Raw genomic sequence first — 19,379 nt, 5'->3', positions numbered from 1 at the left:
TGGGTTCCTTCGCTAGCGCTCGCGTCTGTAGAGCCACATCGTGATAGGGCCGAATATGGCCGCCATCACGCCGGGGGCGAGCAGGGCCAGCAATATAGCGCCTGCGTCCGGTGTGCCAGCCATGATGTCGCGTATGGCCGTGACAAGCAGCGAGACCGGATTGACCGACACGATCGCCTGCAGCCAGCCCGGCATGGTTGCCGGGTCGACATAGATGTTGGAGGCGAAGGTGAGCGGCATCAGCACCAGCCAGGCCAGCGTCATCACCGTGGAGGGCGTGCGCACCGAAAGCGCCAGCGCGGTGAAGATCCAGCCAAAGCCCAGTGCAAACGCGTTCATCAGCGCGAGGGCGGGAATGACCGCGATGAACCCGCCCTCTGGCCTGTAGCCCATAAGCGTACCGATGATGAAGACGATGACGCCCGATGCGGTGAAGCGGAAAACATCGGCCAGCATCGCGCCGGCAATCGGCCCCGGCGACCAGACCGGCAGCGAGCGGAAACGGTCGAACACGCCCTTGGAAATGTCGGTATTGAGCGTGAAGCCGGTATAGACCGAGGTGAAGACAATCGTCTGCACCAGAATGCCCGGCAGCAGGAATTGCAGATAGGCATCGGTCGAGCCCGCCAGCGCGCCGCCGAACAGATAGGTGAACATCACCGTGAACATGATGGGCGTCACCACCACGTCGAAAAGCTGTTCGGGCATGTGCTTGATCTTTAGCAGCGCCCGCCACGCATAGGTGAGGCTGACCGACACCGCATGGGGTGGACGCGCGGCAATAGCCGGCGCCGACAGCACGGCATTCTCGGCGGCTTGCTCAAGAGGTTTCACGGTCTCACTCATTGTGCTGCCTCCGTCTCTGCCTCTTTCTCCGGTTCCGGCGGGCGCCCCGTCAGCGCAAAGAACACTTCATCAAGGCTGGGCTGGCTAAGGGCATAGCCGGTCAGCGTGATGCCCGCCGCCGACAGCGCGCCGAGCGCCGCCAGACCCGCATCCGGGTCGGCCACATCCACATTCAGGGAGACGCCATTGCCGCCCGTGCGCACCTCGCCCACCATCATGTCAGACAGCAGCCGGGATGCCTCCTCGCGCCGCTCTGCGCTGGCCAGATTGATCTGCAAGACGCCGCCGCCGACCTTGGCTTTGAGTTCCGCGCTGGTGCCACGCGCGATGATCCGGCCGTGATCGACAACGGCGATTTCATCTGCGAGCTGGTCGGCTTCTTCCAGATATTGCGTGGTGAGCAGGATGGTTGTGCCGCTGGCGGCAAGGCCGCGCACAATGTCCCAGACCTGATTGCGCGAGCGCGGATCAAGCCCGGTTGTCGGCTCGTCCAGAAACAATAGTTCCGGACGGCGGATCAGGCTGGCGGCGATATCCAGCTTGCGGCGCATGCCGCCCGAATAATCCTTGGCCTGCTTGGCGGCGGCTTCGGCCAGATCGAACGCGGTCAGCAGATCCATCGCCCGGCCCTTCGCGTCCGTACCCTTAAGGCCCGACAGGCGCGACAGTAAAAGCAGGTTCTCATACCCGGTAAGGTCTTCATCTACCGAAGCAAATTGGCCGGTCAGGCTGATCTTGCGGCGCACCTCGCGCGCCTCGCGCTCGATATCGTGGCCGAGCACGCGCGCGCTGCCGCCGGAGGGGCGTAAAAGCGTTGCCAGCATGCGCACCAGCGTGGTCTTGCCTGCACCATTGGGGCCGAGCACGGCGAAAATCTCGCCGCGTCTTACTTCGAGATTTATACCGTCCACCGCCCGCTTTTCGCCGAAGCGGCGTGAAATTCCAGAAGTTTCAATGGCATGGAGTGTCATCGGCACGCTCGTCTGAAAGCTTCGCGGGCCGGGTGGTGTAGCCCAAAAGGCGCGGCGCACAAGCCCGAAAAATATTACGCTTTGGACAGGCCCCGCCCGGCCGGATAGATGGCCCGCAGCACGCCCCAATTGATCGCCGCCAACAGGGGGATTAGCTTGCCCCCATGACCCAAATTATCCCCCCCGAGACCATCCAGACCTTCACCCCCAAGGGCGGCCCCGCCAATGGCCGTAAAGCCTTGCCCCTGCTCAGGAAAGAGCTGGAGCGCCTCGGCCTTGACGGCTTTCTCGTGCCCCATGAGGACGAGTATAACAACGAATATGTCCCGGCGAGCGCCGACCGTCTGGCATGGGTAACCGGCTTCACGGGCAGCGCCGGGGCGGCGATTGTCATGCGGGATAGAGCCGCCATCTTTACCGATGGGCGCTATACCCTGCAGGTGCGCGACCAGGTTGATGGACAACTCTTCGCCTTCGAGGGCTTCCCGGAGCCCGGAATCGCGGGCTGGATCGCGGCAAATGCCCGTAAAGGCGAGACAATCGGCTATGATGCCCGCCTGCACAGCCCCGATGCCATTGCGCGGATAGAGGCAGCCGCAGCCCGCGCGGGTATCCACATGCGGATAGTTGACGAGAACCCGGTGGATAGAATCTGGGAAAATCGCCCCGCGGCCCCGAAAGCCAAAATCTATCCCCACCCCGTCTCTTTGGCCGGGCGCAGCGTGGAGGAGAAACTCGATGAGGTTTCTCAAGGGCTTAAAGAGGCCGGCGCCGATGCGGCCGTGCTGTCAGACCCGATTTCGGTGGCCTGGATCCTCAATTTGCGCGGCGGAGACGTCGCTTGCGCCCCGATAGGTCTGGGACGCGCAATCGTACTATCGGATGGGTCGATTTCGGGGTTTTTCGACCCCGAAAAAGGGGTTTCTGACGCCTATCCTGTGGGCGGCAACAAGATATCCATCGAATCTGAAGACAGCTTCGATTCCGCGCTCGCCGCGCTCGCCGGGAAAACCGTGCTCGTGGACCCGGCCATCACCAGCGCCCACGTCTTCAACCAGCTTGAAAAAGCCGGCGCGATCATCAAGCGCGGCGCAGACCCGGTGGCCCTGCCGCGCGCGATCAAGAATGCGGTGGAGATCGAAGGCGCGCGCCAGGCCCATATCCGCGATGGCGCGGCCATGGTGCGCTTCCTCCACTGGCTGGATACCGACGCCCAGTCCGGGAATGAAGACGAGATCAGCGCGGCGGTGAAGCTGGAAACCTTCCGCCGGGCGCTGCCTGAATTTCGCGATATCAGCTTTGAGACGATTTCCGGCGCGGGCCCGAACGGCGCGCTGCCGCACTATCGCGTCTCCACTGACTCGGTGCGCACGCTGGAGCGCGGCACGCTTTATCTTGTGGACTCCGGTGGTCAGTACCCGGACGGTACCACTGACATCACCCGCACCGTGCCCATCGGCGAGGCGGACACCCACATGCGCCGCGCCTTCACGCTGGTGCTGAAGGGGCATATCGCGCTGGCGCGCATCCGCTTCCCCGAAGGCACGACCGGATCACAGCTCGATGCGCTGGCGCGCCAGCCCTTGTGGATGGCGGGGATGGATTATGACCATGGCACCGGCCACGGGGTCGGCAGCTATCTCTCCGTACACGAAGGGCCGGGCCGCATCGCCAAGGCGCCCAACACAATCGCGCTCAAACCGGGGATGATCTTCTCTAACGAGCCGGGCTTTTATAATACCGGCAAGTGGGGCATCCGCATCGAGACGCTGCAGGTCGTCACCCCGCCGGAGGATATTCCGGGCGGGGAGCGGCCGATGATGGGTTTTGAAACGCTCACCTTCGCGCCCATCCACACCGCTCTGGTGGATGTGAGCCTGATGAGCGCGCAGGAGCGTGACTGGCTCAATGCCTATCATGGCGAGGTGCTGGAGAAAGTCGGCCCGCTGGTGGCGGGCGAGCCAGAGGTGCATACCTGGCTGAAAGCGGCCTGCGCGCCGGTATGAGGAGGCTCGCCCAGCTCCTCCTCCTCGCGCCCGCGCTGATGCTCGCGGGGTGCTTTACCAGCGAGGTGGAGCTGATCGGCGCGCGCCAGGCGACCCGCGCCATGCCGCCGGGCGAATACACCCATACGCCCTTTGATACAGAGGGCGTGGAATGGGGCGGGGTCACGTGGCAGGGGCGTATCGATTACGGCTTCTTCTCGCGCCGCTATAGCTCGGACGTGGAAAACTTCCCGCACCAGAATGCCAGGCTGCGCCGGCTGTCGGGCGATATCTATATCGCGCAAGTCCCGCGCCAGGACGCCATCACCTATGGCGTGCTCTTCGTCTATGCGGACATGACCACCTATCACCAGCCCGATTGCCATATCCTCTCGGCTGAACAGCTCGCCGCCGCCGGCATCATTCGCGACCCGGAAGGCTTTTGCGATATCGAAACGCTTGACCAGCTCGAACAGGTCATACGAACCTATCTCGACATCCTGGACGGCGACGTGCGGATTGACGGGATTTACCGCAGGGTGGGGTGAGTTAATTCTGTCGTCGCAACGTCTCTTCAATTCGCGCCACGAACTTTTTCCTGTCAGGCGGCGTTTTATACAAGATGGCCGCTTGCAAATTCGAGTGGTGCGTAGCTTCGACGTCACCAAGTGTTAACTTGTATCGCACACCGTCCCACATCATTTTGTAAGGCATAAATATTACATTGGACTGATCCGAGGTAATATCACTAGTAGTCGGAAATTTTGCATCAGACTTTATATAGTCATATACATCTTGTTGAAGCACCGAAACTATCTTCGTTCCCCAGTGGTGACTGTAAAATCCTTTCGATATCAACTGGTAAACATATCGCTTATATACATTTTTCCAGTTTAAACCAAAGCTCTTCTTTGGTATTTCTTCGTGTCCAGATATTATTGCGTCGTACGCGTCTCTAACAGTTCCTGTTATGTCAATTGCTTGCAGTTCTATGCAAACAAAGTCGTTCACACCGCCGTCTTCCATGATTTCAGAAAGTACAAAATCAACGTTACCGAAGTCGTCCATTTTTATTTCGCGCGCTAATTTAAGCCGTGCCACGTCTTTATTCGGCCATACGTGCCGCGCTACGTCGGCGATAATATCCACTTCGTTGAAGCGTTTGGGGCAAACCACAATCGGCGTGTTAGTGGCGCGCTGATACACCGAACACACCGGATATGGTTGTTCATCGCTTTTGCCGCGCTTGATGCAGGCGGAGCCGGCAAAGGGACAAGTCACCCCAGAGGGAAGAGACATCCCTAACTCTGGCGGAGCGCCAAGCACCTCGGCGACACTCTTTAAGGGGCTTTCAGGTTTCTTCACGCTGAAATTCTAAGCCGCTCATGTTGTGTGAAGATGCTATCTGCTCTCAAAATCGCTTCGCCTATGCAGCGACCCAGCAGGGGCGGAACCGCGTTGCCCACCTGGACATATTGTTCGGTTTTTGAACCCAAGAACTCGAACCAGTCAGGAAATGACTGCAGCCGAGCCGCTTCTCGAACACTAATCGAACGGTTTTGCTCTGGGTGGATGTAAGCTCCCCAATGCACGTCGCACTTGGTGAGCACGGTGCAGGAGAGACCATCCCACTTCATTCGCCCGTACCGCTTGGTGTGGTCGCAACGGCGAGCCTTTTTCATTCCGTTCGGCAAAAGCTCGAATGGAATGTCGCGCCAGCTGCCGCCCGGCGGAATATGGCGCATCCGTTCGATATTGATGGACGACAAGCGCGGGGCCGCGTGGTTGAGAACCGCATTCGATCCACCGCGCACTAGATGTTGAAAGTGGCTGCATGGCTCTGCGGCGTAGTTTGTCACACCTCGATCTTCGCCGTTCTCGAGTAGCGGCAGATCACCAATTGCATCCTTGATCGTGTTAAACGGCAGCCTGCCCGGCCCGTGCGTCGGCTCAGGCCAAACGATCGGTGCACCTACGCGATTTGCGATAAACACCACCCTGCGGCGCTCCTGTGGAACGCCATACTCTTCAGCCTTGAGTGTCCGGTATTCAACGTTGCTATAGCCAAGCTTCCTCAAGCCGTCGGTGATCGCTTCGACGGCTGCGCCATTGCCAGCCGACAGAATGCCTGTGACATTTTCCATGACCACCCAGCGTGGATAAAGGCCCTCTACGAGCCTTAGATACTCATGAAAAAGCTGGCTCCGTTCGTCGTGCATGCCACGTTTGTGGTTGTAGACGCTGAACGCTTGGCAAGGTGGACCACCTACGAGGCAATCGAGTTCACCCCGTTTCAAGCCTGCAGCTTGAAGAAAGTCTTCCGCATCAATGTCCTGAATCGCACCCGGAAGAAATTTGGCCTCGCGGTGGGTGTGAGCAAAGGTCGCTCCGGCAGCGGCATCGTAGTCGTTGCCCGCTAGAACATGGAAGCCCGCCTGGCGAAGCCCTTCAGAAAGGCCGCCCGCGCCGCAAAACAAGTCGATTGCCGTATATTTGCTCGCCATGGTGCCGTCCCGCCTCTCGGAGAGGAGAATCACAGAATTAGTTAACGAGTCTACCTACTGGTAAACGAATTCGTTAACGAAAAGCACCATATGTTCCGTTTATGTTCCTGTAAAGGGCAGCGATGGCTGGATCATTCCCCCAGCGCCTTGATCTCGTCCCGTAGCCTTGCCGCTTCCTCGAATTCGAGATTGGCGGCGGCCTCGCGCATGCGTTTTTCAAGGTCGGCAATGACCGCCTTCAGGTTGTTGGGTTCGAACTTTGCCTGTTCCTCACGGGCGGTCAAGCGATCCTGGCCCCGCTGGCGGCTGCGCGCGCCTCTGCCGGCGGCCGTCTTCTCCATCACGCCTTCGAGCACATCGGAAATGCCGCGCACGATGGTGCGCGGGGTGATGCCGTGCGCCTCGTTATGGGCGATCTGCTTGGCGCGGCGGCGCTCCGTCTCGTCCATCGCGCGCTTCATCGAGCCGGTCACGCTGTCGGCATAGAGGATGACGCGCGCATCGGCATTGCGCGCCGCGCGGCCGATTGTCTGGACGAGGCTCGTCTCCGAGCGCAGGAAGCCCTCCTTGTCGGCATCGAGAATGCCCACAAGGCCGCATTCGGGGATGTCCAGCCCCTCGCGTAAGAGGTTGATGCCCACCAGCACGTCATAGACGCCAAGGCGCAGATCGCGGATCAGCTCGATGCGCTCCACCGTGTCCACATCAGAGTGCATGTAGCGCACTTTCAGGCCCTGCTCGTGCATGTATTCGGTGAGGTCTTCGGCCATGCGCTTGGTGAGCGTGGTGATGAGGGTGCGATAGCCGGCCTCGGCCGTCTTGCGGGCCTCCTCGATAATGTCGTCGACCTGGCTGAAGCCTTCCCTGGCGACCGGGCGCACCTCCACGGGCGGGTCGATAAGCCCTGTCGGGCGGATCACCTGCTCGGTGAAGACGCCGCCGGTCTTGTCCAGCTCCCAGCTGCCGGGGGTGGCCGAGACGTGGATGGTCTGCGGGCGCATCGCCTCCCATTCCTCGAATTTGAGGGGGCGGTTATCCATGCAGGAGGGCAGGCGGAAGCCGTGCTCGGCGAGCGTGCGCTTGCGCGAGAAGTCGCCCTTGTACATCGCGCCGAGCTGCGGGATCGTCACATGGCTCTCATCGGTGAAGACGAGGGCGTTCTCCGGAATGTATTCAAACAGGGTGGGCGGCGGCTCGCCGGGCTTGCGGCCCGTGAGGTAACGCGAATAGTTCTCGATGCCGTTGCAGGAGCCGGTGGCTTCGAGCATCTCGATATCGAACTGCACGCGCTGGGCGAGGCGCTGGGCTTCGAGCAGCTTGTTATTGGCCTCCATCCATTCCAGCCGCTCGGCCAGCTCCGCCTTGATATGGGTAATCGCCTGATTGAGCGTCGGGCGCGGGGTGACATAGTGGGAGTTGGCGTAGACGCGCACCTTTTCCAGCGCCGCCACCGCCTTGCCGGTGAGGGTGTCGAACTCGGCAATGCTCTCGATCTCGTCGCCAAAGAAGCTGATCCGCCAGGCTCTGGCGTCATAGTGGGCGGGGAAGATCTCCAGCACATCGCCGCGCACCCGGAACGTGCCGCGCGTGAAGGCGGCGTCGTTGCGCGTGTATTGCAGCGCGGTGAGCTGGCGCATGATCTCGCGCGGATCTGACGTGTCGCCGACCTTCAGGTCGAACACCATGGCGGTGTAGGTCTCCACCGAGCCGATGCCGTAAATGCAAGAGACCGAGGCCACGATGATCACGTCATCGCGCTCCAGAATCGCCCGCGTCGCGGCGTGGCGCATCCGGTCGATGGCCTCGTTTATCGAGGACTCTTTCTCGATATAGGTGTCGGTGCGCGGCACATAGGCTTCCGGCTGGTAGTAGTCATAGTAGGAGACGAAATACTCCACCGCATTGTGCGGGAAGAAGCTCTTGAACTCCCCGTAAAGCTGCGCGGCGAGCGTCTTGTTGGGGGCCAGGATCAGGGCCGGGCGCTGCGTCGCCTCGATGATCTTGGCCATGGTGAAGGTCTTGCCGGAACCCGTCACGCCCAGCAGCACCTGATCACGCTCGTGTCCCTCAAGCCCCTCCACCAGCTCGGCAATGGCGGCTGGCTGGTCGCCGGTGGGCTGAAACTCGCTGACCACCTCGAACGTCCGCCCGCCATCAGACTTGTCGGGCCGTTCGGGGCGGTGCGGGGTCCAGTTGGCGGGCAGTTTCAGCGCGTCATGGATGCCGGCCGGCACCGCATCGCGCAGAAATTCGGCCTGCCCCATATCGGAGACCCCGGCAGGGCTCAGTGCCTCTTCGGGCGGGGCATAGGCGGTATCGTCGCGGGTCAGTTTCACCATGAGAACATATATGCAACACGAGGGCTGTGAAAGCGAGGGTGCTGTTGCACCAGTGCCGCAAGTTTTGGTTAACGCTGCGGGTGCACAATGGCCTCTACAGTCGCGAATCCGGCGGGCCAGGCATGTCAGGCAGCTTTGAACGCGTGCGGGTCCTTATTGTTGAGGACAACGCGCATATGTCCACCATCCTGCGCAAGGTGCTGCAGGGGTTTGGCGTGCGCACCGTGATCGAAGTGCGCGACGCGGCGGATGCGTTCGAATCCATGCGCTCTGCCAACCCCGATGTGGCGCTGGTCGATTATGCGCTGGGCGATGTGGACGGGCTCGAATTCACCCGGCTGGTGCGCACCGCCTCGGACAGCCCGAACAAATACCTGCCTATCATCATGGTCACCGGCCATACCGACCGCACCCGCATCATGGAAGCCATCAATGCGGGCGTGAACGAGTATCTGGCCAAGCCCGTACGCCCGGTCGATCTCTATAACCGGATGGTGGCGCTGATCGAGCGGCCGCGCCGCTTCATCAAGTCGGGCAATTATTTCGGCCCCGACCGCCGCCGGCGCACCGATCCGCGCTATCCCGGCCCCTTCCGCCGCGCGACCGACAAGGAAAACCAGAACCCCGAAGACGAGGTCGATTTCGGGTAGGGGGTCTCGCTGAACTCCCGGCCAAGCGCAGCGCAGAGCCGGGACCTGCGGGAGCACCCGCATGCGGGTGAGCCATGTTTCCAGTCTTAGCGCACTATTGAAGCATTTTCCGGGTCTCCCGTCGGGGCGGGAGACCCCGGCTTGTGTTGCCTTCCTGAATAATCTGCCAGTTTCGCCTCTGATCTCTCCAACCGGGGTCCCCCGCCCCGACGGGGGACCCACGATTTTAGTGATGCTCCGCACTTTCGTGCGTCGCGCCTCGCCCCTTCGAGACGCCGCCTTCGGCGGCTCCTCAGGGTGAGGCAGCTCGGACGCGCGGCCTGCGCGGGCATGACGAGGGGGGAGGGCTGGAGCACAGAGCAATTGCCCCTCCCGCCCCAACACGGCTAGCGTGTGGCAACAGGGGAGAGACGCGCGGGCCATGAGTGTGATTGCCGGATATTTTGAAAAGATCGCCACCACTTTCAAAGGCGGGCAGGCGACCGAGCACAGCTACCGCCCGGCGCTGTATGATCTGTTCAGCGCGCTGGATGACAGGACCAGCGTCACCAACGAGCCGAAAAAGGTATCCGCCGGAGCGCCGGACTTCGTGTTCATGCGCGGCGATGTGCCGGTGGGTCATTGCGAGGCAAAAGATGTCGGCATCGATCTGAAAGCCCTCAAAGGCTACAGCGTCGAGCAGAAGCAGCGTTATCGCGAAGCCTTCCCGAACCTTCTCTACACGAACGGCCTCGATTTCGAGTTCTACCGTGAAGGCGAGCTGATCCGCTCCATCTCCATCGGCGAGATACTGATGGGTCTGCAGCCCAAGCCGCTAGCGTTTGACGCGCTGGAAGCCCAGCTTAAGGATTTCGTGGCGCAGACGCCGCGCACTATTACCTCGTCAAAACGCCTTGCCGAGCTGATGGCGGCCAAGGCCGTGCTGATCAAGAATGAGATGGGCGACGCGCTGGTCGCTGATCTGGAGCGCAATGCCGATACGGACCTGACCGCGCAATACCGCGCCTTTCAGGAGCATCTGATCCACGACATAACGGCGGCCGATTTTGCCGACATCTATGCCGAGACGATTGCCTATGGGCTTTTCGCGGCGCGCCTGCATGACCAGACGCTCGATACGTTCAGCCGGCAGGAGGCGCTGGAGCTGCTGCCGAAATCCAATCCCTTCCTGCGCCGCCTGTTCGGCTATATCGCCGGGCCGGATCTGGACAAGCGGCTGGCGTGGATCATTGATGATCTGACGAAGATTTTCCTAGCCTGCAACCTGAATGAAATCATGGCCGATTTCGGAAAGCTGACCGGCCAGAACGACCCCTTCCTGCATTTCTACGAAACCTTCCTGGCCGCCTATAACCCGGCCAAGAGGAAGGCCAGAGGCGTGTGGTACACGCCAGAGCCCGTGGTCAATTTCATCGTGCGTGCGGTCGATGAGGTATTGAAGAGCGAGTTCGGTCTGGCGGACGGCCTTGCCGACACCTCGAAGATCAGGATCGATTTCGATACCGGCCAGACCGACAAGAAGGGCAAGGCGATAACCGAGAAGCGCGATGTGCACCGCGTCCAGATTCTCGATCCCGCCACCGGCACCGGCACGTTCCTCGCTGAAGTGATCAAGCAGATCGGCAAGCGGGTAAAGGCGTCCGCCCCCGGCCACTGGTCATCCTACGTGGAGAGCGAGCTGATCCCGCGCATTCACGGGTTCGAGCTTCTCATGGCCTCCTACGCCATGTGCCACATGAAGCTGGACATGATCCTGACCGAGATGGGCTACAAGCCCTCCGGCGAGCCGCCGCGCCTCTCGGTCTATCTCACCAACTCACTGGAAGAGGGTGAGCGGGTGGAACAGGTATTGTTCGCCCGCTGGCTCGCCGAAGAAGCGCGCGAGGCCAGCAAGATCAAGCGCGACATGCCCATCATGTGCGTGATCGGCAACCCGCCCTATTCGGGTATTTCGCAGAATATGGGGCCTTGGATCAGCGGGCTGATCGAGGACTACAAATATGTCGATGGCCAGCATTTCGGCGAACGCAAGCACTGGCTCCATGATGACTATGTGAAATTCATCCGCTTTGCCGAGCACATGATCGGGAAGAATGGCGAGGGCGTTCTCGGCTTCATCACCAATCATGGCTATCTGGACAACCCGACCTTCCGGGGCATGCGCTGGCACCTTCTGAACACGTTTGACGCCATCTACGTGCTGGATTTGCACGGCAATGCCAAGAAGAAGGAAGTCTCGCCCGACGGCTCGGCCGACAAGAATGTGTTCGATATCCAGCAGGGCGTGGCGATTCTGATTGCGGTGAAGAAGAAGACGCAAGCGGGCAAGTCCAAGCCGCTCGCAAAAGTCTTCCATGGCGATCTGTGGGGCATGCGCAGCGGCAAGTATGACGCACTGACCAAGCTGGGACTGAAGAGCGAGGTGTTCCAAGAAGTATGCCCCAACGAACCGTTGTATTTGATGGGCCGCCGGGATCATGCTCTTGATGCAGTCTACAACAAAGGCTTTGGTATTCAGGAGCTTATGTTTGAGAGTGTTACTGGAGTGCAGACCTCTCGCGACCACCTTGTCGTTGACTTCGAAACGAGTGCCTTGGCGGCAAGATTGCGCGAGTTTTTTGACAACGAAATTTCGGATGCTGGTGTAAGAGCGCGCTTTTTTCCTGGAAAGGAGAACTCGAAGCACCCGGCAGGTGACACGCGGGGCTGGAGGCTCCCCGAAGTTCGAAAAGCGATGACCGCTGACGACGCGGTGAATTCAATTGTTTCTTACTGCTATCGCCCTCTCGATGCGCGGAAAATCGCTTACTCACCGAAGCTGGTCGACTGGCCTAGAACCAAAGTCATGCGAAATTTTCTGGGTGAAAACGTCGGCCTTGCAATTGGGCGACAAGGCCAAGTTGTCGGTACAATGCAATGGAATTTGGCGTTCGTTCATGATGCAATTTCTGATCTGAATCTCTTCTACCGAGGAGGAGGTATGTCCTTCCCCCTCTACCTCTACCCGGAGGAGGGCTCGCTCGATCAGACGCGCCGGGTGAATTTCGATCCGAAAATCTGGCGCAGGCTCCGCGAACTGGCCAAAGACGAAGCCCATGGCGAGCCGGACGAGATCGCCGTCTTCGATTACATCTATGGCGTGCTGCACAGCCCGGATTACCGCGAGACTTTTGCCGAGTTCCTGAAAACCGATTTTCCGCGCATCCCGTATCCAGCCTCACCCGATATCTTCTGGCATGTGAGCGAGAAGGGCGGGGCGCTTCGCCGCCTGCACCTGATGGAGCCTGCCGCCATCGGCGAGACGCCTTATTCCTTCATGGGCGAGGGCGACGGCGTGGTGGAGAAGCCGGGGTTTGATGCGGGGTCGGTCTGGATCAACAAGGATCAGCGCTTTGAGGGCGTGCCGGAGATTGCGTGGAACTTTTATATCGGCGGCTACCAGCCCGCACAGAAATGGCTGAAAGACCGCAAGGGCCGCCCGCTGTCGTTTGCTGACATCCAGCACTATCAGCGCATCATCAAAATCTTGAGCGAAACCCACCGCATCATGGGCGGGATTGAGTTGCCGGTGGAGGGGTGATCTCTTCTTTCGTCATTCCAGAAGCGGCGTAGCCGCTATCTGGAACCCAGCGTCTTTGATCTCTGGGTTCCGGGTCTCGCCAAAGGCTCGCCCGGAATGACGAGGGGAAGGGGCGGGTTTCAGCAAGCGGGAAAAACCTAACCCCTCACATCCTCCGCGCTGTCCCATTGCTCCACCCTGATGAGCATGGAGGTGTCGAAGCCTTCAGCCTCCAGCCAGGCGAGGCGGTCTGCAAGCGTGTCCTCGTCCATTTGCGGAGTCCGCGAGAGGATCCAGAGATAGCGGCCCTCAGGCTCCGAGACGATGGCCCAGCTATAGTCCTCAGCCAGATCGATGATCCAGTAATCGCCCCAGAACGGGCCGAAGAAGGAGACTTCCAGCTGCGCGTTCGTTGTCTCATCGGCGATGCGTGCGCGGCCATTGGCGGTTTCCACCGGGCCGTCCAGCCCGTCCTGGTAGCAGGTATTGGTGACATCGATCCGCCCATCATCGCGCAGGGCGTAGTCCGCCGTCACGCCTGCGCAGCCGCGCTCAAAGCGGTGGTCATAGCGGGCAATCTCGAACCAGCGGCCAAGATAGCGCTCTATCTCCACGCGCTCCACCGTCTGCAAGGGCGGGGCATCACTATCGCGGCCCGATGGCGGCTGGCAGGCCGCAGCCAGAAGACCGGCGAGGCAGGCGAAAAGGGCGTGGCGGTACATGGGCGGGCTCCTGTCCGGATGCGTGTGATCTAGGCCGCAAACAACGCGCGGCAAGCGGTTTGGCTCCGGCGGCGCGATGCGAAAGAGGGCGTTAACCCGATATAAAGATACGCGGTGTCATATAGGTTCACTAAACGCACTCAGTTAACGCAATAAGTGAATAATTTGCGTGTGAGTAGAGTTCACTTCCGGGCGGGGGTTTTCATGCTGTCATCGTCACGCGCCGAATTTGCGCTTCGCGATCCGTCGGCTCTGTCGGCGCTGCTTTCCTATGACTGGCGCGCGCGCCAGATCCTCACCGATGCCGAGCTGCTCGGCGAAGGCCGGCATGATCCGGCGGTGGAGGGCGATGCGGCGAGCCTGATCCGCCCGCTGCAGAGGCTGGGCTTCGTAAAGCCGCTGCACGGCGTGCGCCCCCATGGCGGGCGGATGCGCCTGTGGAGCCTTGGCGATGTGCTGAAAATCCAGATCGTCGCCGATCTGCGGCAGATCAGCGATATGAGCGTCAATGCGAGCGTGCGCCATCTGCGTGCAGATGAGGGCGCGGCGGTCGAGGCGGCACTGGCACAGTGGCAAAACCATGCTGGCGCGCCGGGCGATCACTGCGCGCGCCTGCGCCTGCGTCTGGAAGGGCTGCCCAGCCTGCCTGAAGGCGAGGCGCTGGCCGACTTTGCCCATTGCTCGGTCGCGCGCTTTGTTCACCGCAACCGGTTTGACGCGGTAGAGCGCCCCGCCTTTCTGGCTTAGAGGGGCTTTTGTGAGCCGAAGGACGAGGGCGTTAGCCCGCCCCCTTCAGGCTAACCACAAACACCGTCCCCTCCGGTCCGGTCGATTGCAGGGTGATTGCGCCCTCCATCAGCCCGGCGAGCTCGCGCGTGATGGACAGGCCTAGCCCAGTACTGCCTTCCCCTCCGCCGGAGGAGAAGGGCTCGAACAGGCGGGCCTGAACCGCTGGGGGAATGCCCGGCCCGGTATCGGCCAGCGTGACATGCACCTCGTCACCGCTGGCTTCGGCGCTGATGCTCAGCCGCGCCGGATCGCGCCCCTTCATGGCGGTGATGGCATTGCGGACCAGATTGCCGAACAGGCGGTGCAGCATGTCCCGGTCGCCCATCACGGTGATCTCAGGCGCAATCATATTCTCCCAGATCACGCTTTCATCGGCCGGCACCAGCTCCCCGGCGATTTCGTCGATAAGGGGGGTAAGCGCAATGGGCTGCAGTTCGGGCCGGGTCTCGGCCGTGCGGCCATAGTCGAGCACATCGGAACACAGGCGGATGCCGCGCCCGATGGCACGCACCAGACGCTGGCCCATCGCGGCGGTGCGTTCATCCTCGCTGGCCGCCAGCCTGTCGGAGACCAGCTGGGCAGAGGCAAATACGTTTCTCAGATCGTGATTGATGCGCGCGACGGCGAGGCCCAGGCTTGCCAGCCGCTCGCGCTGACGGATGGCGGCAAGAATATCGGCCTGCATGGCGGCCAGAGCGCGCTCGGCTTCGCCGATCTCGTCATGGCGCTGGCTGGGTGTCAGCACACGGCCTGCATCGGACGGGTTTTCCTGAAACCGCGTCATGGACAGCGATAGCTGGCGCATCGGCCCGACAAACATGACCAGCAGCGCCAGATAGATCAGTGCGCCGGTGACCAGAGAGGCAAACAGCGCAAACCAGAACAGGCGCGCGGAAAACCCGATCAGCGCCTCACGCAAGGGGGCTTCGGGCAGGATGACCAGAATGCGTTCATCGGGCCGGGTCTGGGGAATGGCGGTCAGCACGACCAGCCGGTCTTCCGGCCCGGTGAAGGTGGCGATCACGGCGGCCATCTCGCGAAGGGGCCGCCGCCGTGTCTGGTCCTCGTCCAGCAGGGGCGCATTGCCGGTATCGGCGCCCAGCACCAGCTCCGTTGCACCGCCGGCTATGCGCGCCACGGCGATGGCGTCTGCCCCGTCCAGCAGCTCGCGCACCGCCTCTTCAGACAGATTGTCTTCGGCCAGCTCTGCGGCAATGGCGGCCAGATGGGCGGCATTGGCCCGTTCACCCAGCCAGCTATTGCGGAAATTGGCCGCAGACGGGAAGAAAATCAGCACCGAGGCGGTCAGCACAAAGGCGATGGTCAGCGCCAGCAGGCGCCCGCCAAGCGAGCCTGTACCCGCCCGGACGATCTGCCCGGCGCGCGCCAGTCCCTCCCTGATTGCCCCTTTGGCCAAGCCAGCCCACCTCGCGCATGCAAATCAGTGCAGCGCGGACAATAACGCGGCCCACGCCTTCGCGAAGGGTCCAAATACCACAGGCTCGAAATGTTTGCCTGCTGCGCGTTTTATCGCCTCGCCGCGCGTCGGATAGGCAAGGACCGGGCTGGTGAGATCGCGCACGCTGCCGCCCTTGGCCATGGTGATGGCGGCCATCGCAGCGATATCATCGCTGCGGGCGCCTGCCACATGCACGCCCAGCAGCCTGCCGCCCTTGCCAAGCACCAGCTTCACCCCGCCTGCGGTATCGCCCTCGGCAATAGCTCGGTCATTATCATGGAAGGGCCAGGAGACGGTTGAAACCTTGTCGCCATGCAGTTCGCGCGCCCGGCCTTCAGTCAGGCCGATCTGGGCCAGGCCCGGACTGGTATAGATGCACGCCGGAATGGGACTGGAGGACTGTTTCGTGGGTATGCCGTAATAGAGATTGCGCAGGATGACGGAGGCATGCCAGCCGGCCAGATGCGTCAGCGCGCCCTTGCCGGCGATATCGCCCGCCGCATAAACGCGCCTGTTGGCGGTGCGAAGCTTGTCGTCGCAGATAATGCCCATCGGGCCGGTCTCGACGCCCGCAGCCTCCAGCCCCAGCCCGTCAAATACGGGAACCCTGCCTGCGGCCACCAACACATGGCTGGCGGTCAGCCGTTCACCGTCCGGCAGGGTGATGGAGATATTATCGCCCTCCTGCTCGAACCGCTCGACCCCGCAGCCCTCAATCACCCGCACCCCGTCTGCTGCGAAGGTCTCGCGCAGGATATCGGCATGCTCGGCTTCAAACCCGCCCAGCAGGCGGTTGGCCTCAAGGATCGTCACCTTCGCACCCAGCCGGGAGAAAGCCTGCCCCAGCTCGCAGCCAATCGGCCCGCCACCAATGATGAAAAGGTGCGAGGGCAGGGCCGTGAGCTTCCAGATCGTCTCATTGGTCAGATAGGCAATGTGGGACAGGCCCGGCATCTGTGGGATGCGCGCGCGAGTGCCCGATGCGATGACGAAGCGTTTCGCCTTCACGGCAACGCTGTCGCTCTCCACCGTGTCAGCAGAGATAAAGCGCGCCCACTCACGGATCACGCGCACGCCAAGCCCTTCAAAACGCGCCTGGCTGTCATTGGGCTCGATAGCGGCAATCGCCTTGCGGACATGATCCATGACGGCGGTAAAATCGATCCGGGGCTCGCCGGCCTTTACGCCCAGCTTCGCAGCCGAGCGCACGGTGTGGGCCGCGTGGGCGGCCGACAGGATCGCCTTGGAGGGCACACAGCCATAATTCAGGCAATCCCCGCCCATCTCGCGCGCTTCAAACAGCACCACCTTTCGCCCCAGCATGGCCGCGCCCGCCGCCGTGACGAGCCCTGCTGCGCCCGCGCCGATAATGCATAAGTCGGCCCTGATGCTTTCCCGGCTCATGCCTCGCCCCCATTGGCGGCGGGCGGCTTCTTGCCGGTGATGCGCTTGTAGATGAAGGGCAGGAAGCCGACGAGTGCGAACACACAGATGGCGGCAATCAGCTCCGGGGTCAGAAGATCGAGAAGGCTCGGCACCCCGCCTGCCGCCCGGCCAATGGTGGAGCCGACCGTCGCATACACATAGGCCAGCGGCATGACACCGATAAACGTGCCGAGCACATAGGCGCGAAGCGGCACGTTCAGCAATGCGGTCGCGATATTGATGCCGAAAAAGGGCAATACCGGTATCAGGCGCAGGATCAGCACATAACTGAAGGCATCGGAGGAGAAACCGTCCTGCAGGCGTTTCACCCAGTTGCCGAACTTCGCCCGCGCCCAGTCGGCAAAGGCATAGCGCACGGCGATGAAGATGATCGTTGCCCCGATGGTGGAGCCGATAACGGCAACGCCGGTGCCAATGATTGGCCCGAACAGAAAGCCCGCCCCGATAGTGAACCAGATCGCGCCCGGCACCGAGATCGACACGGCCAGCGCATAGACAACTGTGTAGATCAGCACCGCCAGTATGAGGTTCGCCGCAACATAAGCTTCCAGCGCGGCCTGGTTGGCCTGCAATGTCTCAAGATTGAGATCCCGCCACACCCCGCTTGCCAGCACCGCGATCAGCGCCGCCGCCAGAATGAGCACCGGCAATAGCCGCAGCCACAAGGGTTTCGCCTTTGGCGGCGCATCGGGGGGCGTGGGAGCGGTCATGGGATGTCCTTGGGTGGGGGAGGGCAGTGGCGGCACGGGCTGGACCGGCGGCGGCGATGTCCGATCCGGAGGTCATTCGTTCATCTTACGCGCAAAGTTACAAGGTGGACTTTCCTATCTTGGCGATGCCTCGTTTTGGCGAATAAAGTCGTATCGACATGATCATTTTGAAAGCTGGTCAGTAATTTGGCTATTAACGAGCATCCTGAAATCGGCACAGTTCTTATGTGTGATTTCGACATTGGGTTTCGCGAGCCCGAGATGGTTAAGCGGCGTCCAGTGATTGTCGTCAGCCCGAAAATCCGGGCCAGACCAGGTCTTTGTACAATCGTCGCTCTAAGCACCACCGCACCCGACCCCGTGATGCAATATCATTGCCGCGTTGGTATGCCCGGCAGGTTGCCGGACAGGTTCAAAGCAGGCGACGTTTGGGTGAAGGGCGATATGATTGCCGCAGTGGGGTTTCATCGCCTCGACCTGATACGGATCGGAAGGGCCCCAGATGGACGGAGGCGTTATTGTTTTGATACCGTTTCAGATGACGACTTGAAGAAAATAAGAAAGGCGATTCTGGCTGGAATTGGCTTGGCTGGATTGACTAAATCGCTCTGAGTAGCCATCTTAGTGGGCGATAGCGGCTCTCGCTTCGGCGATCCGCGTCTAAGACCTTCCCCGGAAGGCCGCCATGCCACCCAGCGATAACAAGCTGATGGCATGGCGCAGATCATCTCCCCCGCTTGACACTTGCGCCCGCCGCCGGTAGTTACCGCGGCTCGATTTTCGCCGGGCTTTGCCCCGTCCCTCGCGCGCGCAGCGCGGACGTGATGAGACCGGCGCGTTTGCCTTTTCAGGAGCCAGTGCCGTGAAACGTACCTTTCAGCCGTCCAAACTCGTCCGCGCCCGGCGTCACGGTTTCCGCGCCCGCATGGCCACCAAGGCTGGCCGTCATATTGTCGCCCGCCGCCGTGCGCGTGGCCGCAAGCGCCTGTCGGCTTAATCGCCACTCGACTTGAAAGCGCTGCAATATCCCGATCGCGCCGCGCGCATCCGCGTACGGCGCGATTTTCTGCGTGCGCGTGACGGCCGCTCTGCCGCCCGGCCCGGCCTTGTCGTGCAGATGGTGGCGCGTGAACCGCTAGAAGGCCCTGCCAGGGCTGGCTTTACCGCCTCGAAGAAGGTGGGCAATGCCGTCCAGCGCAATCGCGCCCGGCGCCGCCTGAAAGAGGCCGCGCGCCAGATTCTCCCCCTCCATGGCCTGCCCGGCACCGACTATGTATTCATTGCGCGCGCCGGTACGGCTGCGCGTGAATGGGAGGCTTTGCTTGACGATATGAAAAGCGCATTGCTAAGCCTCGCCGCGCCGTCCCGGCCCCGAAACACCGTGAAGGACTGACCCGCT

At 61.5% G+C, this 19,379-nt stretch carries 17 protein-coding genes; 8 read left to right on the top strand and 9 right to left on the bottom strand.

Annotated elements, in window-relative coordinates; translation table 11 throughout:
• Positions 1-12: 12 nt before the first annotated feature.
• Complete coding sequence (locus tag ACQ5ID_RS00590; RefSeq protein ID WP_429910539.1) at positions 13-846, bottom strand: ABC transporter permease; 834 nt, start codon at positions 844-846, stop codon at positions 13-15.
• Complete coding sequence (locus ACQ5ID_RS00585; RefSeq protein WP_429910538.1) at positions 843-1,817, bottom strand: ATP-binding cassette domain-containing protein; 975 nt, start codon at positions 1,815-1,817, stop codon at positions 843-845. Before ACQ5ID_RS00585 ends, ACQ5ID_RS00590 begins: the two co-directional genes overlap by 4 nt.
• A gap of 164 nt (positions 1,818-1,981) precedes the next feature.
• Here ACQ5ID_RS00585 and ACQ5ID_RS00580 point away from each other — a divergent pair, with 164 nt between their 5' ends.
• Positions 1,982-3,823 carry an aminopeptidase P family protein gene (locus ACQ5ID_RS00580; RefSeq protein WP_429910537.1) on the top strand — a complete coding sequence of 614 codons (1,842 nt, stop codon included), beginning with the start codon at positions 1,982-1,984 and terminating at the stop codon, positions 3,821-3,823.
• Positions 3,820-4,350, top strand: coding sequence for a hypothetical protein (locus ACQ5ID_RS00575; protein WP_429910536.1), 531 nt, complete (start codon positions 3,820-3,822; stop codon positions 4,348-4,350). The genes ACQ5ID_RS00580 and ACQ5ID_RS00575 overlap by 4 nt, the downstream gene beginning before the upstream one ends.
• A 1-nt stretch (position 4,351) precedes the next feature.
• Here ACQ5ID_RS00575 and ACQ5ID_RS00570 read toward each other — a convergent pair whose 3' ends face one another.
• From ACQ5ID_RS00570 to uvrB, 3 genes are all read right to left on the bottom strand, one after another.
• Positions 4,352-5,167 (bottom strand): NotI family restriction endonuclease, encoded by an 816-nt coding sequence (locus ACQ5ID_RS00570; RefSeq protein WP_429910535.1) that lies wholly within the window; start codon positions 5,165-5,167, stop codon positions 4,352-4,354.
• Entirely contained in the window at positions 5,164-6,306 is a 1,143-nt protein-coding gene (locus ACQ5ID_RS00565; protein ID WP_429910534.1) for a DNA cytosine methyltransferase, read from the bottom strand. Before ACQ5ID_RS00565 ends, ACQ5ID_RS00570 begins: the two co-directional genes overlap by 4 nt.
• Positions 6,307-6,437: 131 nt before the next feature.
• Complete coding sequence (gene uvrB, locus ACQ5ID_RS00560) at positions 6,438-8,570, bottom strand: excinuclease ABC subunit UvrB (RefSeq protein WP_429910821.1); 2,133 nt, start codon at positions 8,568-8,570, stop codon at positions 6,438-6,440.
• 197 nt (positions 8,571-8,767) lie between these two features.
• Here uvrB and ACQ5ID_RS00555 point away from each other — a divergent pair, with 197 nt between their 5' ends.
• Together ACQ5ID_RS00555 and ACQ5ID_RS00550 are read left to right on the top strand one after the other, a co-directional pair.
• Positions 8,768-9,295, top strand: coding sequence for a response regulator (locus tag ACQ5ID_RS00555; protein ID WP_429910533.1), 528 nt, complete (start codon positions 8,768-8,770; stop codon positions 9,293-9,295).
• A gap of 421 nt (positions 9,296-9,716) precedes the next feature.
• Positions 9,717-12,875 (top strand): type ISP restriction/modification enzyme, encoded by a 3,159-nt coding sequence (locus ACQ5ID_RS00550; RefSeq protein ID WP_429910532.1) that lies wholly within the window; start codon positions 9,717-9,719, stop codon positions 12,873-12,875.
• Positions 12,876-13,012: 137 nt separating this feature from the next.
• Here the strand turns inward: ACQ5ID_RS00550 and ACQ5ID_RS00545 are convergent, their stop codons facing one another.
• Positions 13,013-13,576, bottom strand: a complete 564-nt coding sequence (locus tag ACQ5ID_RS00545; protein ID WP_429910531.1) for a lipocalin family protein — start codon at positions 13,574-13,576, stop codon at positions 13,013-13,015.
• Positions 13,577-13,780: 204 nt separating this feature from the next.
• Here ACQ5ID_RS00545 and ACQ5ID_RS00540 point away from each other — a divergent pair, with 204 nt between their 5' ends.
• Complete coding sequence (locus ACQ5ID_RS00540; RefSeq protein WP_429910530.1) at positions 13,781-14,323, top strand: hypothetical protein; 543 nt, start codon at positions 13,781-13,783, stop codon at positions 14,321-14,323.
• A 31-nt stretch (positions 14,324-14,354) separates the two neighbouring features.
• Here the strand turns inward: ACQ5ID_RS00540 and ACQ5ID_RS00535 are convergent, their stop codons facing one another.
• Genes ACQ5ID_RS00535 through ACQ5ID_RS00525 form a run of 3 tightly spaced genes read right to left on the bottom strand, consistent with a single transcriptional unit; the run spans position 14,355 to position 17,980 of the window.
• Positions 14,355-15,782, bottom strand: a complete 1,428-nt coding sequence (locus tag ACQ5ID_RS00535) for a sensor histidine kinase (RefSeq protein ID WP_429910529.1) — start codon at positions 15,780-15,782, stop codon at positions 14,355-14,357.
• 24 nt (positions 15,783-15,806) lie between these two features.
• Positions 15,807-17,228 carry a dihydrolipoyl dehydrogenase family protein gene (locus ACQ5ID_RS00530; RefSeq protein WP_429910528.1) on the bottom strand — a complete coding sequence of 474 codons (1,422 nt, stop codon included), beginning with the start codon at positions 17,226-17,228 and terminating at the stop codon, positions 15,807-15,809.
• Entirely contained in the window at positions 17,225-17,980 is a 756-nt protein-coding gene (locus tag ACQ5ID_RS00525) for a TVP38/TMEM64 family protein (protein ID WP_429910527.1), read from the bottom strand. The genes ACQ5ID_RS00530 and ACQ5ID_RS00525 overlap by 4 nt, the downstream gene beginning before the upstream one ends.
• Before the next feature lie 186 nt (positions 17,981-18,166).
• On the opposite strand from ACQ5ID_RS00525, the gene ACQ5ID_RS00520 reads away from it, so the two are divergent.
• The 3 genes from ACQ5ID_RS00520 to rnpA all read left to right on the top strand — a co-directional run bounded on the left by ACQ5ID_RS00520 (position 18,167) and on the right by rnpA (position 19,373).
• Entirely contained in the window at positions 18,167-18,592 is a 426-nt protein-coding gene (locus tag ACQ5ID_RS00520; protein ID WP_429910526.1) for a type II toxin-antitoxin system PemK/MazF family toxin, read from the top strand.
• 250 nt (positions 18,593-18,842) lie between these two features.
• A complete protein-coding gene (gene rpmH / locus ACQ5ID_RS00515; RefSeq protein ID WP_429910525.1) occupies positions 18,843-18,977 on the top strand; it encodes a 50S ribosomal protein L34 in 135 nt (44 codons plus the stop codon).
• 12 nt (positions 18,978-18,989) lie between these two features.
• Positions 18,990-19,373: a ribonuclease P protein component gene (gene rnpA, locus ACQ5ID_RS00510; protein ID WP_429910524.1), complete on the top strand. Its 384-nt coding sequence runs from the start codon at positions 18,990-18,992 to the stop codon at positions 19,371-19,373.
• Positions 19,374-19,379 lie beyond the last annotated feature (6 nt).

Source organism: Glycocaulis sp., assembly GCF_050485565.1.
Lineage (GTDB): Bacteria > Pseudomonadota > Alphaproteobacteria > Caulobacterales > Maricaulaceae > Glycocaulis.
Note: the sequence above shows the minus strand (reverse complement) of the source record. Positions and strands in the feature narration are given on the sequence as shown.